16 protein-coding genes are annotated in these 14,069 nt (G+C 48.7%); 5 read left to right on the top strand and 11 right to left on the bottom strand.

Going from position 1 to position 14,069, the window contains the following annotated elements:
- Window positions 1–241 precede the first annotated feature (241 nt).
- From I8U18_RS11210 to I8U18_RS11185, 6 genes are all read right to left on the bottom strand, one after another.
- Window positions 242–1,435, bottom strand: coding sequence for an ABC transporter permease (locus I8U18_RS11210; RefSeq protein ID WP_198064771.1), 1,194 nt, complete (start codon window positions 1,433–1,435; stop codon window positions 242–244).
- Window positions 1,432–2,127, bottom strand: coding sequence for an ABC transporter ATP-binding protein (locus tag I8U18_RS11205; RefSeq protein WP_198056006.1), 696 nt, complete (start codon window positions 2,125–2,127; stop codon window positions 1,432–1,434). Before I8U18_RS11205 ends, I8U18_RS11210 begins: the two co-directional genes overlap by 4 nt.
- Window positions 2,124–3,005, bottom strand: coding sequence for an efflux RND transporter periplasmic adaptor subunit (locus I8U18_RS11200; RefSeq protein WP_198056005.1), 882 nt, complete (start codon window positions 3,003–3,005; stop codon window positions 2,124–2,126). Before I8U18_RS11200 ends, I8U18_RS11205 begins: the two co-directional genes overlap by 4 nt.
- 36 nt (window positions 3,006–3,041) lie before the next feature.
- A complete protein-coding gene (yknW, locus tag I8U18_RS11195) occupies window positions 3,042–3,725 on the bottom strand; it encodes a YknW family membrane protein (protein WP_033100655.1) in 684 nt (227 codons plus the stop codon).
- 327 nt (window positions 3,726–4,052) lie between these two features.
- The gene (locus I8U18_RS11190; RefSeq protein ID WP_198056004.1) at window positions 4,053–4,838 is read right to left on the bottom strand and encodes a DUF169 domain-containing protein; all 786 of its coding nucleotides are present in this window, start codon (window positions 4,836–4,838) and stop codon (window positions 4,053–4,055) included.
- Window positions 4,839–4,964: 126 nt separating this feature from the next.
- The gene (locus I8U18_RS11185) at window positions 4,965–5,702 is read right to left on the bottom strand and encodes a protein kinase family protein (RefSeq protein ID WP_033100658.1); all 738 of its coding nucleotides are present in this window, start codon (window positions 5,700–5,702) and stop codon (window positions 4,965–4,967) included.
- A gap of 166 nt (window positions 5,703–5,868) precedes the next feature.
- Here I8U18_RS11185 and I8U18_RS11180 point away from each other — a divergent pair, with 166 nt between their 5' ends.
- From I8U18_RS11180 to I8U18_RS11170, 3 genes are all read left to right on the top strand, one after another.
- Window positions 5,869–7,164 carry an MFS transporter gene (locus I8U18_RS11180; RefSeq protein ID WP_198056003.1) on the top strand — a complete coding sequence of 432 codons (1,296 nt, stop codon included), beginning with the start codon at window positions 5,869–5,871 and terminating at the stop codon, window positions 7,162–7,164.
- Window positions 7,165–7,361: 197 nt separating this feature from the next.
- A complete protein-coding gene (locus I8U18_RS11175; RefSeq protein WP_198064770.1) occupies window positions 7,362–7,688 on the top strand; it encodes a hypothetical protein in 327 nt (108 codons plus the stop codon).
- Window positions 7,689–7,715: 27 nt separating this feature from the next.
- Window positions 7,716–8,252: a hypothetical protein gene (locus tag I8U18_RS11170; protein ID WP_198056001.1), complete on the top strand. Its 537-nt coding sequence runs from the start codon at window positions 7,716–7,718 to the stop codon at window positions 8,250–8,252.
- Window positions 8,253–8,296: 44 nt separating this feature from the next.
- Here the strand turns inward: I8U18_RS11170 and I8U18_RS11165 are convergent, their stop codons facing one another.
- From I8U18_RS11165 to I8U18_RS11155, 3 genes are all read right to left on the bottom strand, one after another.
- Window positions 8,297–8,986, bottom strand: coding sequence for a hypothetical protein (locus I8U18_RS11165; RefSeq protein ID WP_033100663.1), 690 nt, complete (start codon window positions 8,984–8,986; stop codon window positions 8,297–8,299).
- Between the two features lie 48 nt (window positions 8,987–9,034).
- A complete protein-coding gene (locus I8U18_RS11160) occupies window positions 9,035–9,823 on the bottom strand; it encodes a hypothetical protein (RefSeq protein WP_033100664.1) in 789 nt (262 codons plus the stop codon).
- Window positions 9,824–9,887: 64 nt separating this feature from the next.
- The gene (locus I8U18_RS11155; protein ID WP_198064769.1) at window positions 9,888–10,814 is read right to left on the bottom strand and encodes a hypothetical protein; all 927 of its coding nucleotides are present in this window, start codon (window positions 10,812–10,814) and stop codon (window positions 9,888–9,890) included.
- A gap of 433 nt (window positions 10,815–11,247) precedes the next feature.
- Here I8U18_RS11155 and I8U18_RS11150 point away from each other — a divergent pair, with 433 nt between their 5' ends.
- Window positions 11,248–11,751, top strand: a complete 504-nt coding sequence (locus I8U18_RS11150; RefSeq protein ID WP_198064768.1) for a GNAT family N-acetyltransferase — start codon at window positions 11,248–11,250, stop codon at window positions 11,749–11,751.
- 113 nt (window positions 11,752–11,864) lie between these two features.
- Here I8U18_RS11150 and I8U18_RS11145 read toward each other — a convergent pair whose 3' ends face one another.
- The gene (locus I8U18_RS11145) at window positions 11,865–12,767 is read right to left on the bottom strand and encodes a YheC/YheD family protein (RefSeq protein ID WP_198064767.1); all 903 of its coding nucleotides are present in this window, start codon (window positions 12,765–12,767) and stop codon (window positions 11,865–11,867) included.
- On the bottom strand, window positions 12,754–13,161 hold the full coding sequence (locus tag I8U18_RS11140) for an aspartate 1-decarboxylase (protein WP_033100669.1): 408 nt from the start codon (window positions 13,159–13,161) through the stop codon (window positions 12,754–12,756). Before I8U18_RS11140 ends, I8U18_RS11145 begins: the two co-directional genes overlap by 14 nt.
- A 400-nt stretch (window positions 13,162–13,561) precedes the next feature.
- On the opposite strand from I8U18_RS11140, the gene sugE reads away from it, so the two are divergent.
- A complete protein-coding gene (gene sugE, locus I8U18_RS11135; protein WP_033100670.1) occupies window positions 13,562–13,879 on the top strand; it encodes a quaternary ammonium compound efflux SMR transporter SugE in 318 nt (105 codons plus the stop codon).
- Window positions 13,880–14,069 lie beyond the last annotated feature (190 nt).

Below are 14,069 nucleotides of genomic sequence, written 5' to 3'. Positions count from 1 at the left end.
CTCCTTGTTGTTTATGTCGCGCTTTCTCCATTCGCAGTCAACCCTGCCAAAGAAACACCACTCCCCCGTTTTCAATAACTTATTTCCCGTGTTACCCCTATTCTATGACGAAACAAATCAAAAATAAAAAATATGCCGCATTTGTTTTACCGGGCCGTAACGGCAATCGGCCCGGCGTTATTCCTTCATATTTCACAACCGGTCGCCGGCCGGCTTACCGGCGCGGTCATCTCAATCGGTTTTACTCATACCGCAAACATTCGATCGGATGAAGACGGGCCGCTTTGTTTGCCGGAAGAATACCGAAGACGATGCCGAATACCATCGAGAACAAAAGGCCGCCGATGGCAACGGGCAACGAGACAGAAGCCGGCCACAGCCCGATCGCCTCCATTCCTCCCGCAACAGCGGCACCGAGCAAGATGCCGATGGCCCCGCCGATGAGGGACAAGGTAATCGATTCGACCAGAAACTGCATCAGGATATTGTTCCTGCTCGCCCCCAACGCTTTGCGAATGCCGATCTCCCTCGTTCGTTCCGTTACGGAAACAAGCATGATGTTCATAACCCCGATTCCGCCGACCAGCAGGGAGATTCCTCCAATGCTGCCGATGACGATCGTCATGATTCTCGCAATCTGGGTGATCCCCTGCGTCAGCTGTTCCAGATTTTGAACCTCATATCCATCCGTCTTATTATGGTTGCGGTTGAGAATGTTTACTGCTTCTTTCCCCGCTCTCTCCATCTGATCCGCTTGACTTACCTGCAAAGTCACTTGGTCAATTTTCAATTTTCCAAATACGACGCGCCAGGTTTGTGCAGGCAGATAAACCTCCGGGGTCTGGAGCAATCCCTGAATTCCTTCTGCTTTATCCAGCACTCCGATCACTTTTAACGGTTGCCCTTTGATGCGGACAATTTGCCCAAGCGCAGACTGGCTGGGAAAAAGCTTTCTGGCCACGACATCGGACAAGATCACGCCGCCGCTTGAACTGTTAAAATCGCTCTCATAAAACAAACGCCCCTTGTCCACTTTTGCCCCGTTGGAGATTAAATGGGAATTGCTGTTAATCCCGAAGACGATCGCTCCGTCCACTTTATGACCGCGATACCGGATCGTCGCCGTATCATAGCTGTAGGACAGCACCTGACGCACCTCGGGAATCCGCTTCAGTTCCTCAATGTCTCCCTGGGTGAATATCTGTTCATCACCGGGAAGATCAAGATAGCTTTGATCCCGTTTGGGAACGAGGTTAATCGTATTTTTTGAACCGGCGAACTGCTCGGTCAATTGATCGGTTCCGCCTTGTCCGATGGAGACGATAATCATCACCGAGGCCACTCCGATGATAATCCCCAGCATGGTCAGGACAGAGCGCAATTTATGGGCCAGAATCGAGTCAAGGGCCATTCTGAAATGTTCCGCCAGTTTCATGTTGCCGCTCCTCTCACAGGGCTCATCCGTTCTTTTAACAGTTGTCCGTCGCGAATATAGACGATCCGTTCCGCCCTTCCGGCAACCTCCGTATCATGGGTGATCATCACGATGGTTCGCCCTTCCTTATGCAATTCCGCAAACAAATCCAAAATGACCTGACCTGACTTCGTGTCCAGCGCCCCGGTCGGCTCATCGGCCAAAAGGATTAAAGGTTCGTTAACCAACGCCCGCGCAATCGCCACCCGTTGTTGCTGCCCTCCCGAAAGTTCCGACGGCCGGTGATCTTTGCGTTCTTCCAGTCCTACCTTTCTCAGGGCCGCCACCGCTCTTTTCATCCTCTCCTCTCTGGAAACGCCGGCATAAATGAGGGGCAATTCGACATTTCGCCGGGCGGACATGCGCGGCAACAACTGGAACTGTTGAAACACAAACCCGATGGTGCGGTTGCGAATGGCCGCCAGTCCTTTATCATCTTCGGCCAACACATTTTTGCCGTTAAGAGTATAACTTCCCCCGGTAGGCCGGTCCAAACAGCCAATAATATTCATCAGCGTTGATTTCCCCGAACCCGAAGGCCCCATGATTGCGAGAAACTCGCCTTGTTTAACCGACAAATCGATATCCCGCAGCACCGGGATCACCTGGCTGCCGATCCGGTAAGATTTATGTATCCCCTTGAGCTCAATCATTTCAGCTTCACTTCCATTCCGGAACTCAGCTCTTTCGGCGGTTGGGCAATCACCTGATCCTTCGGCGTAATTCCGGACAGAATCTCGGTTGTCTGCTCGCTCGTTTTCCCGACGTGAACCTCTTTTTCCACCGCTTTGCCATCTTTCACGACATAGACGATTTTGCGATCCCCTTTGTCCACGACAGCAGATGACGGGATTCCCATTACTTTTTGGCTGCTCGTCATGATCTCCACAATCAGCTTGGTGCCAAGATTAAAGGGAACCGGCTCCGTCAACTTGATATCGACCGGGTAATTCACCTGGGAATCGGCATTATCCACGCCTGATTTTTCCTGCGGCATCAACCCCACTCTTTCCACCCGGCCAGACCATTTTTTCCCTGGTATGGCATCGGAAGTGAGCGTTACTTTTTGTCCCGGTTTTACTTTTAAAATATCGTAATCGGAGATGGCGGCTTCCACTTTTAAATGATCGAGATCCGCCACCACGACAAGCGGTTCGGTTCCTGCTCCGCCTGACACAATATTATCAACCGCCCGCACCACCGTTCCATTCAATTTGCTCGTCACATAGCGCTGCGCTCCGTTTTCATATTCGACGAGCCGGTCACCCCTTTTCACTTTCTCCCCCGGCTCGACCAGGATTTTCTTCACATCTCCGCGCTCCGGCTGCTGATAAACCGTCTGCTCACGCTCTGACATCATGGTTCCGGAGGTGGTAAAGGTTTGCGTAAGGGTAAGCGGCTTCAAGTTGACAACGGAAAGGGGAACATCCGCTTGCGCCTGATTCATCACCGCCACAGTGACTAAAACGGCCAGAAGCAAAACCGTCCCCAGGCCAATCCATCCTTTTTTTCGATCGATCCTTACTCTCATCCAAACTCATTCCTCCACATTTGATCTTTCTGTTGTTCATGAGGCGGCCAAAATGACGTTCAAGAGCAGGTCAGCGAGAAAAAACAGGAGCGAAATCAACCACGCCTGTCTCTTGGACAAGCCGGCAATCTCACGAATTCCGCCCGCATATAAAACCAAAGCCCAGATGGTAAACACTTCGATGGCGGACAGCAAGCCTTTCAACACCCCTGAAGCAGGTATGATGCCAGCCAGGCTGGTGACCGGTATTCTCGGGTCCAGTCCAAAACCCGCCACGCCGAGCACATTCAACGCGAGTGACAAGGCGTAGAGAACAGAGAGGTGAAGGTGGAAAGAAAAAAGGGAACGAAACTGGACAATCCGGCTGAACAACCTGATCGTCAGCCAGGCAATCCCGGTGGAGAGAAGCAGGGCCGAGAGATAGGCGAGCCAAGCTGCTGCCACGCTGGCTGCGATGAAAAGCGGCTTCAATGATTGGGCATCAAGCACGGGGGCACTCATGGTCAAGCGAATCCACTCATCGGACAAGTAAGGGTGATTCAAATAAAAATCCGCTTTAAATCCCACCAAAACGGCAAAAATCACCATCATCAGCGTCAGCGGAGCCCATACCAGCGGCGTTTGGCGAATCAGGGCATATTGTTTCCCGGGATTGACAAGCATTCCGAGCAAGCTCGGTTTCTCCTCCTCTTTGGTTGCAAACCCCAGATTTGGTTTCATCCGGCCCCTTCCTCCTTTACCTCCCATTCCCATTTTTCTCACTATTACATTAACACAGCTTGCCACCTGTTGTGGTAAAAATTTTTTGTTTTTTTACACATGGACTCCCGTTCGAATTCCAACGCTCTTTCTTTCATGGAAAACATAACTCTGTCTTTTCGGCACAACCCGGGGATCAACTTGAGCCCGGAAGGGAGAGTTCCCTCCGGAAAATATGAAAGATTCCTCAGAAAAAAGCCGTGCTGAATCAGCGCCGGCCCGGTTTGCAAAAAAAGCGGGATGCAATGCCCTGATCCGAAAAAGCACCGCATCCCGCCTGCTTGATTTTCAGGTGGTTTCATTCTCCATCTCTTTCCACATCTGATTCATCCTCTCATAGGTGGCCGGAAACGCGGCTTCATAGCGCAAAAAAGTGGGAATGGGATAGCGGACGCCACCCTTGTGGGTACCGGCAAGCCCCTCGGCGATTTCCTGCGCCCAAGCATACGGAAACGAAAATGCTATCTCATGATCGTGCGTTTGCCCAAACACCCGGTCCCCGTAACACGGAAGAATCACTTGCGGTTCCCCTGTCTGTTTGGTGCGGACAACGATATCGGCACAATCGGCCCGCGCGCTGAAATGAGATGTTAACGAGCCTCCCCGTTTATACAGCGCTGCAGCAACCAGACGCATCACTTGCGCCGAATTGCCATAGACAAGCACCAAATCCGGTTCATGGCCGATTCGGGCAAGCGGACCGACCACAACCGTGCCCCGCTCCGCTTCGGAAAACTTCGGGACGGCAGCCTCGGCGTTTCTTCCCGCTTCCATCGTTTCCGTATACATTCCGCAGGCGAGCGTTCCTTCTTCATAATAGGGCAAACTCTCCTTAAAACCGAAGGCGACTTTGGCGATGGGACACGAAAGGTCTTCATCCCCCATGGCGAGGCTCCAACCATACCGTCGGGACATCGTGATCGCCTGGCAAATGGTCAAGGTCACTCCGAAGTCGCGAAAGGGTCGTTTCCATTTTCCTTCCGGCAGCTTTTCTTTTACGACCGTGATCCCCAGGGGAAATGTATCCGGACGCACGTATTTCTCAATCGTTTCTGCCAGTTTTGCCATTTCCATTCCGGCCACTCTCCTATCCCATGCATTTATCTTATAATTCCATTTTATCAGATCATTCTTTGCCGGATCGCAGAAAAATGCCGGCATTGATTAAACGATGCCGGCAACCAGCATACGAGATGGAGATCAAGCCAGCCAATTCAGCAGACGGGCATACTCCTCGATCCGGGGGCGCTTTCCCATGTCAAACGAAAAGGAACGCATCACCAATTCGTTTAATTCAGGCGGACAATCGCGGCGAACCGTTGAAAGGGGTGTAATCGTCAATCCTTGCCCCATCGGATTGTTTCCTGTCAAAATCTGATAGATAAGCACTCCCAATGTATACGAATCGTACAGCATATCCCTTTCTTGGTCAGGTGAGTAAAGGGAGAAGTCCATTCCCACCCCTTTGGGCAAAAAACCGAGTCTTCCCCCGTATAAAAAACGAAGGGATCTGTCAGTGGTTAACACCATGTTTTGGGGATGGACCAGTGTAAATTGCCTTTGATCATACAGCCGGCGCAGATGATTCACGATCCTCCGAATCAACCGCAGCCCTTCAGAAAACGGAAGTGGAGAACATCTGCTCAAGTGATGTGCGAGCAGCGTGCCTTCCATCCGGTGAAATACCTGGTACAACACATCCTCTTCCACAAATGCGTCCCGAACCGGGAAAAATACAATTTCATCACGATGGAAAACCGACTCAACACGAATGCGGTCCCGGACCGGTTCTATGTCCAATGCATGAATGAAGCGGGTTGCAACATCACCGCTGTCAAGGCGAAGCTCTGTGAAATAAAGGGTTCCGATGACAAACGGAAACGCCTTTACCACACGGTATGTACCTTTAATCCACTCTCCTTGTGTCTTTGGCTTCATTTCCCCTTCCCCTTTTTCACACCTACTACGCTTCATTCTATCACGATCATGGCAGAGAGAGTAGTCAACCACCAAAATCGCCAAATCGCATGCAAACCGGAAAATCCGTATGATACACTTATAAATGGGGCAATCAATTTAGACAATTCAGATATGGAGGACCCCTATGGACAAAAAAATCATTCGCTCCTGGGCGATGTATGACTGGGCCAACTCTGCTTTTTCCACCACCATTCTGGCCACCGTCATGCCCATTTTTTACTCGGGCGTGGCCGGCAAGAACCTGGGCCCGACCACGGCAACGGCATACTGGGGATATACCCAATCCGTCTCACTCTTTCTCATCGTCCTCCTTTCCCCGGTGCTCGGCGCCATCGCTGATGCCGGTAAAGGAAAGAAAGGTTTTTTGCGTTTTTTCACTGCCCTGGGCGCTGTCTCTTCAATTCTGATGGCCACGATCGGGGAAGGAGAATGGCTGTGGGCTTCGATACTCGTCCTCATCGGCTCTCTCGCCTTTGCCGGCGCAACCACTTTTTACGATGCCTTTCTCACGGATGTTGCTCCCGAAGCCAGTCGGGATCAGGTTTCCACCACCGGCTATGCCTACGGTTACATCGGCGGAGGCTTGTTGCTGGCCCTCAACCTCGCACTCATCCAATTCCACGACCGCTTTTTCCTGACAAAGCTGGCCGCCACGCAACTTTCCTTCCTCAGTGTCGGCATCTGGTGGTGGGTCTTCTCTCTTCCCTTGTTCCGTCATGTCAGGGAACGCGCACCTAAGAAACCCGTTCCCCCGATGCTCATTCTTGCCAAAACCGGAGTCCGGCGGGTATGGACCAGCCTCACCCAGGTGCGAAAATACCCCGAACTGCTCAAATTCCTCATCGCCTTCTGGTTTTTTAACGACGGCATCAACACGATCATCAAGATGGCAACCATCTATGGCACGGAAATCGGGATCGGTCAAACCGACCTCATCGCTGCACTCCTCATCACCCAATTCGTCGGGATTCCCTGCACCTTCCTGTTCGGAAACATCGCCAGGCGCATCGGCGGCAAACCGGCTCTGATTGTCACCCTGATCTGCTACCTGCTCATCGTCATTTTGGGATACTTTATGAAGAACGCGGTTCATTTCTATTTGCTGGCCGTTTTCGTCGGCTTCGTTCAAGGAGGCAGCCAGGCCCTTTCCCGCTCCCTGTTCAGCCTGCTCGTCCCTGTTCATAAGAATGCCGAGTTCTTCGGCTTTTACGGCTTGTGTGGGAAATTCTCCGCCATCTTCGGCCCCGCCGTCTTCGGTCTTGTCGGTCAACTCACCGGTTCCAGCCGAAACGGCATTGCCTCGCTCGCCCTCTTTTTCATCATCGGTATCATCCTGCTGCTGGTGGTCGATCTGGAAAAAGGAAAGAGGCAGGCACTCGCTGATGAAAAAGCGTCCGGTGCGGAGACAGGCACCGCGTAAAACAAAGAAAGAGGGTTTCCCGCAAGGACCTGTCCCTCCGGCGGCGAAACCCCGTTATCAAACAATAAACAATTACATATTTTATAAATTTTACAATTATACATTGACAAATGGCCATGACCTTGTTACGCTTGCCATTGAGTTTCCAGCCCGAACCAATACTTTTCTGCGAAGACAAATCAGTCAGGGGGAGACAAATGTCAAAAAGGTTGCTTAGAGCATTCTTGTATGCGTTCTCTATTTCTCTTGTCATGTTAATCGCACTATTAATGCGTTTGAAAGCTGATACGGAGTTTGTTAATTTCATGCTGCCTTGGGGCCTGTCCTACGCCTTTATTGTCATTTTTGTCCTGTATCTGTTTTTCACATCAAATGTGATGAAAAAATTGATAAACTTCGTCAATTCCTGGGCGGCAGATTTTGCATTTTGGAAAATGAGCATTCTTGTTATCTGTATATTTATTGGCATCTTCATTTTTGCTACTGTGATCATCATCATACCCATCGCCATTTCTACAATATGAGTCTCGCTTAGGACAGGATGATTGGACATGGAGATCATCGAAACCATCGCTTTATCCCTCTTATTTCTCGTTATTGCGATTGCTATTTTTTTTGCTTTTTATTCCGCCTTCCAGGATTTCTGGGCCAAAAGAAAAGAGCTGAAAACATTTTTAAAAGATGCCGTGATCTTGGAAGCGACAGTGGTTGAGGTAAAAAGGGTGAAATTGGATCAACCGGTCTATGTCGGCAGGTTCAAAACCCCCGTATGGGAGATTGAATCACCGGTTCTTTGTTTCGTTGATCCGGAGGGAAATGAGTCGATTTGGGATACATCCGATCCAAAAGATCGTTACACTTTTTTTAATAAAAGGCAGTTTTACATCGGTGTATCTGACTTAACTCCCCCCGTGCCCGGCGATAAAAAGAAAATTTACTATAACCGCCGAACTGGGGAGAAATGCTTCTATTACCGCTATGGGATCACTCTCTTTGGCTTCAGTCTTGGATTCGCCCTTTTATTATTGCTCGGCCTCATTACCCTGCTATTGCTGATCAGCTCCTTCTCTCTGCTATTTAACGGCTAACGGGAGGATAATCTCCCTCCCGTTTTGTTGACTTTATGCTTTCTTTACCATTCCCATTTGTTCGTAATCCCCGCCCAATCGCGGAAATAAAAGGTTGTTACACCGGTCACATAGGGGACGAACAGCATGTTAAACAAGATTTGCGCCACACCGTAAACGAGCAATGTTCCGGTCAATTCCACGACGATGAACTGAAACAGCAGATTAACAATCAGTGTCACGATCATCAGCAGAACTGAGATCCCCAGAATCGGAAAAAACTTCGCTTTGCCGATGGAGAACGTTCTTTTCCAAGCGGTGAACCAGCGGTGTTTTTCGATCACAGCGACATAAGGAAAATTCATGAACCAGACCATTAAAACAATTCCCGGAATAATAAACAACATCGACCCAAAAGCAACCAAAAATGCCGTAATCGCCCCGATCACATAAACGGGAAAAAGATTTTCAAAAAAGGTGGAGTAAACTTCCCCATAAGTGGGCCGCTCCTGGTTCATCCACTCATTGGCCATGTAAATAAAGGGAATCTCGATAACAAACATAAAAGTAAGGGAGATGATATACTGCGGAATTCTCATGAGAAACGGAACTCCCAGTGCAAGGTTATAAGCAGTCATAAAGGTGGACAAAAAGTCGGACAACAACAATAGCGGCAGTGTCGTCGTCAACGCCAGCACCAATATCGCCACAAAATTTCTTTTATAAAAGGAAAATCCATCCAAGAAGTATCTCATGAATCCGATCACCCATTTATTAAACATTTCTTTGTAGAGTTGATGGTTTTAATCTGGATTTCTCAATGCGGACAATGCTTTTTGGAATTCTTCTTCATCTTCTTGCAACTTCTTTCCTTCCAAAAACCTTCTCTTAGCCCTATCGAAATCTTGACGATCTCTTTCGTTCACCCGGTCGGTCAAAAGCTGTTGATTATAGAACGACAACAAGAGTGCGCTAATCCATTTACGGTATTGATAGAGATAAGCAACCACTTTTTTCCGGTCCTCATAAGTCTTCATCTGAATATAGTTTTGATTAAAAAAGGCCTTGCCGATCTTAAATTGGTATTCCTGCATCTCTTCGTAGGAAGCCATTGTCATTACTCCACTCTGTATTCCTTTCTCGATAAACTTGGTCATTTCTCCTGTAACGTTTCTGGCCAGCTCCTGCTCTTTTAGCATTGTCTGCGTCATATCCAGAAAACGATCAAGAGAAACCTGATAATCGGTCTCTTTGATGTTTTCAGTCGACCTCTTCAATTTCAACAGGAGATTTCGTGCCATTTTGGTCAAGGTTAATTTCCTTTTAGACGCTCTGAGAAAAAAAGTTCGATAGACCTGGGCTATATGGGTAATCCCTATTGCTATCAAAAGTTGCTCTTCAACTTCATTTTTTGGAGGAAGTTCCCCATTTTCATGCACTATTAAATATCCAACAACATCCCTTCCACGATGATAAGATGCACCGTAGTAGCGTTGATTTTGCACCAGAATAAGCTCTGGTCCAATATTATAATATTCTCCTGGCTGTTTATGCTGTTCAATAATAGACAAAATATGTTTTGGAGTTGCCATTGCCATCCCTCACCTTCAGAAAATATTCAGTAACAATCGGGTGAAAAACCCGATTGTTACCCGTTTAAAAAGGCCATAACTTCTTGGCAACACTCTTGACTGCACCTACCGCAGATTTGGCTATCTTTTTGCCAACATCCGTATGTTTAAAAATGGTAGCCCCTGCCCAAACAATTCCGCCACCCACGGCCATTCCTACTGCCAGAGGCGGACAAGCCGCAGCAAATGGTGCTGCCGCCATCGCCATATTCCCCAGGCCGCCAATACCGTTCCAAAAACCATCGGACTGATCTTGACTGCCTGCTTGGGCCGTAAAAGCTTTGGCAAATCCGCTTCCCGATTCAATCGCGGAAAAGCCGATCCCTATGACTCCCCCTACTTTTGCAAGGGCAGAGCTTGGCCAACTTACATTTGATACTACGCCTATTGCATTTTTGAGGTTACCACCGTAACCACCGATTCCTGCATTAGTCAAAGTACGAGCCGCATGACCGAGATTGCTCCACTTAATTGCTTGACCCATCTGTACAAGATGATCAAGACCATCCCAGGCATCCATCCAACCGTTATCAAGCCTGATTCCTAAAGAATCCCGGACAATCGCTGACCCAATGAGGTAAAATTTGGAGGAAACTGAAACTTTTCCTCCCAGAGTTAAAACATTTCCATCTCTGAAATCATTCTCAATAATATCTTCTATTGTTGCGTACTTTGACACCATTATATCGTTTAGAATCAATTTTGTGGTTTTATACGTATCCGAATCCGCGGTCTTGCCGTACAGCTCCCACACTCCAGGCTTTGAAGACGGCGGTTTCTGCGCTTTTACCTCCGACTTGTTTATCGACTGTTGCGGGGCCGGCTTCGGACCTTCCTTCGGCTTATCAAAATGGTCACTCACATGGGGAACGGAGATCCCTCCCGCTTCTGCATAAACAATGCCTTGTCCAAATGAAATGCCGACTCCAACCACTGCGATCAAAAAAGCCATGATCCATCGATAGATGCTGTTTCGCATACTGATCGTTACGGAAAACAGGTGATGCCGGGATCATGCTCCGGTTCTTCCAAAGCCACGATGCCATTTCCCTCCCTCTCCATTGCCTTCCGTAACCGGTTCACCGTCCTTTCTCCCTGATGTTCAACACATGATGAAAAACCGGCCGGAAAAGAAGACAAACTTCATCCTTCGGCCTCTCTTCTCAGGAAAATTCCTCCATTTCACTGAAAATTCACCGACATGAAGTTCAATCCTTCCCGCAATATGTATTAGAGTGTTACTATAGATTACATGGTAAAATTATACCTTTATTAAGTATTATTTATAATATTCATTCTAGTGAATTTTGTGTCCAAATCCGTAAATTTGTCCCATTTATTCATAACTGATCTTAATCGATTAACTTCCGGAGGGGAGTCAATTAATGGAAAACGTTGTAATTCGGGATGCAACCATCGAGGACTTGCCACGAATTGTTGAAATTTATAATGCCACGATTGCCGGAAGGATGGTAACCGCAGACACCCAACCGGTGACGGTGAAGAGCAGGGAAAAATGGTTTTATGAACACTCGGCAGACTCCCGTCCCTTGTGGATGCTGGAATATCAGGGGGAGGTATGCGGTTGGCTCAGTTTTCAATCGTTCTATGGCCGGCCCGCTTATCAAAGTACGGCGGAAATCAGTATTTATCTGAGCGAAAAGGCAAGAGGAAAGGGACTTGGATACCATTTTTTAAAAAAAGCGATTGAAAGCTGCCCCCGTCTCGGAATCAAGACCTTGCTGGGGTTTATCTTTGCCCATAATGAACCCAGTTTAAGGTTGTTCGCCAAATTTGGCTTTGAACGGTGGGGATATCTGCCGAAGGTGGCCGAACTGGACGAAGTGGAGCGCGATTTGGTGATCATGGGCAAAAGGGTTATGAACTGAGAATAAACGGGTCTTCTCTTGACCTTCGGCAGGGGCTGACGCGTCCCGATCTGCAACAAAAAAGCCGTCCCCGGGAATTGGACGGCTGGCGCCATTTGCGGTCCGGATGAGAATCATGATTCATCCGGGCGGTATTTCTCCAACACTTCGTCGAGAGCGCTGCTCAGATCATTTTCCGATAACCATTCGTCCGGATCGCACTCAAACGGAGGGAGCGTTTCCGCAAAAAAAGCTTCGCGGAGAATCAGCGGTACACGGAATCGTTCAAACGTCCGTTCCATCATCCGCATATAAACCGAAGCATCGGGCAGTTCCGCGAACAGTTCATGGCTGGGCATTCCGATCGCATCATTGGTGTTAACCTCAATGATCCAGGGGTTCTGCTCATGATCCACCCCAAAATCGATCCCCACTTCGTCATAATCATAAATTTGATCCAGCAGCCGGCAAATTTTAAAAGAAACTTCCTCCAGCTTTTGTCTGATTTCTTGCGTCTCCTCTTTCAGGATCTCATCGGTGGGATGAACGCGGCCATTGCTGATTTTGACATTAGAAACGATCGCATTTTCCCCGCCGATTCGGACCAGATCACCTGCATAGTGCCAGGTGCCGTCGCTCCCTTTTTGCATGTGGACGCGAATATCCATCGGCCGGTCGTTGCTCTGGCGGATGGGTGCACTCTGTTGGATAATATAATTCTTTTTTTCCATTCGCAGAGCCATCTCCCGGATCAATTCCTGTTCATCGAAAAAAACTTTGGGCTCTTCCCCTTGAGATGACAAAACAAAGGAATCAGGGCAATCCTGAAGCTGAATCCGGAATATCCCTTCCCCGCCCCAAGTGGAGATCGGTTTCACATAAATGCAGTGATAACGGCGGAGCATCGGGACAAGGTCGGCTTCCTTTTCGTACAAGACCGTAAACGGGAGGAGTCCCGGCTTGATTTCCTCTTGGGACAGGAATTTATACATTTCCCACTTATTGATAAATCTTCTTTGGGGATCAAATTGAACCATCGCTTGCCTCCTGGAAGTGAGCAGATTGAAACGCTGTTGTTTTTGTCTCCGTCACTTTATTTTGTTCATCCACATAAACCGTTGTATGTTGAAAACCGTCCATTTCTTGGGGATTCAGATAAGCCAGACTCAGGATCGCAACATAATCACCCGGTTGAAACAGGCGGGAGGGGGGACCGTTGAGGCAGATCGTTCCTGAGCCGGGAGGAGCAGGAATCGCGTAAGTTCTCCATGTCTGCCCGGTTCGGTAACCGTTGATTTGCACCATTTCAAAGGGCAGGATGTTCGCTTTTTGCATTAAAATCTCATCAATGGTAATACTCCCTTGGTAATCAAGGTCTGCTTCTGTTACGAGTGCCTTGTGGATTTTCCCTTTGCAGAACAAGCACAGCATGATTAAAATCCTCCCTTTTGCGTCTGTCCCACGTCATACTATGTTGGCAAGAACGCAGATGAAACTTGTCCTGAAGGGGTTGAGCCGCTCGACATCGGCTTTCCCAAACCGCGATATTTCGCCAAGCAATCTGGTCTTATGTTAGAATAAACAGGAGGTTTTCCAGGGAGCCGCAGCATTGTCGCTGGTCCGGTTCGGGAGAAAACGCACAGTGGCAAACTGTGTACATGAAGGGCGAAAAGCCCGGGAGATATCAATCAGGATATCGCTCCCGGGCCTTTTCAATTGCAATCGCGTCGTGTGGTACCGCCGACCTCCTCACGTTTTCGGGGGTGGTCAGGGGACGCCACACTCTCCGTGGGGTGCGCAATGAAACATTTTATCAAAGGAGGATTTTCTTATGGCATGGCTTTATCTCTTGATTGCCGGTATCTTTGAAGTGGTATGGGCCATCGGGATGAAATACACGCAAGGTTTTACCCGGCTTATTCCTTCCTTGATCACCATTGCCGGTATGGTTCTGAGCATTACCTTTCTCTCCTTGGCAACCAAAACACTGCCAATTGGCACCGCCTATGCCGTCTGGACAGGCATCGGAGCATTGGGAGCGATCCTTCTGGGAATGATCTTGTTTAATGAACCCCGTGATCCCGGCCGCCTTCTCTTTCTCAGCCTGATTCTGATCGGCATTATCGGTTTGAAACTGACAACCCGGTAAACAAGATTTAAAAGCATAAACAACGCATGTGGTTGCCAAAGGATATACCGGAACCGTCTCAGGGTTTTTCCCCTGATGATCGCAAGAAGAGACAGTCGGAAACCGTCCGGCCTCGGTAAGAAGGACAAAAACCACGGAAATTAAAAAACGGGAAGACTCAGCTTCCCGTTTTTTACCTGATGGTCAGGTT

It is taken from the genome of Thermoactinomyces sp. CICC 10522 (assembly GCF_016055075.1).
Classification (GTDB): Bacteria; Bacillota; Bacilli; order Thermoactinomycetales; family Thermoactinomycetaceae; genus Thermoactinomyces_A; species Thermoactinomyces_A daqus.
This window is presented reverse-complemented; position numbering and strand designations above follow the sequence as displayed.

Bases quoted from the DNA above. Each gene is read 5' to 3' on its own strand.
- I8U18_RS11150 (WP_198064768.1), top strand. From the start codon at position 11,248: ATGGAAAACGTTGTAATTCGGGATGCAACCATCGAGGACTTGCCACGA.
- I8U18_RS11200 (WP_198056005.1), bottom strand. From the start codon at position 3,005: ATGAGAGTAAGGATCGATCGAAAAAAAGGATGGATTGGCCTGGGGACG.
- yknW (WP_033100655.1), bottom strand. From the start codon at position 3,725: ATGAAACCAAATCTGGGGTTTGCAACCAAAGAGGAGGAGAAACCGAGC.
- I8U18_RS11170 (WP_198056001.1), top strand. From the start codon at position 7,716: ATGGAGATCATCGAAACCATCGCTTTATCCCTCTTATTTCTCGTTATT.
- I8U18_RS11145 (WP_198064767.1), bottom strand. From the start codon at position 12,767: ATGGTTCAATTTGATCCCCAAAGAAGATTTATCAATAAGTGGGAAATG.
- I8U18_RS11175 (WP_198064770.1), top strand. From the start codon at position 7,362: ATGTCAAAAAGGTTGCTTAGAGCATTCTTGTATGCGTTCTCTATTTCT.
- I8U18_RS11190 (WP_198056004.1), bottom strand. From the start codon at position 4,838: ATGGAAATGGCAAAACTGGCAGAAACGATTGAGAAATACGTGCGTCCG.
- I8U18_RS11185 (WP_033100658.1), bottom strand. From the start codon at position 5,702: ATGAAGCCAAAGACACAAGGAGAGTGGATTAAAGGTACATACCGTGTG.
- I8U18_RS11205 (WP_198056006.1), bottom strand. From the start codon at position 2,127: ATGATTGAGCTCAAGGGGATACATAAATCTTACCGGATCGGCAGCCAG.
- I8U18_RS11155 (WP_198064769.1), bottom strand. From the start codon at position 10,814: ATGGCTTTTTTGATCGCAGTGGTTGGAGTCGGCATTTCATTTGGACAA.
- sugE (WP_033100670.1), top strand. From the start codon at position 13,562: ATGGCATGGCTTTATCTCTTGATTGCCGGTATCTTTGAAGTGGTATGG.
- I8U18_RS11165 (WP_033100663.1), bottom strand. From the start codon at position 8,986: ATGAGATACTTCTTGGATGGATTTTCCTTTTATAAAAGAAATTTTGTG.
- I8U18_RS11160 (WP_033100664.1), bottom strand. From the start codon at position 9,823: ATGGCAACTCCAAAACATATTTTGTCTATTATTGAACAGCATAAACAG.
- I8U18_RS11210 (WP_198064771.1), bottom strand. From the start codon at position 1,435: ATGAAACTGGCGGAACATTTCAGAATGGCCCTTGACTCGATTCTGGCC.
- I8U18_RS11140 (WP_033100669.1), bottom strand. From the start codon at position 13,161: ATGCTGTGCTTGTTCTGCAAAGGGAAAATCCACAAGGCACTCGTAACA.
- I8U18_RS11180 (WP_198056003.1), top strand. From the start codon at position 5,869: ATGGACAAAAAAATCATTCGCTCCTGGGCGATGTATGACTGGGCCAAC.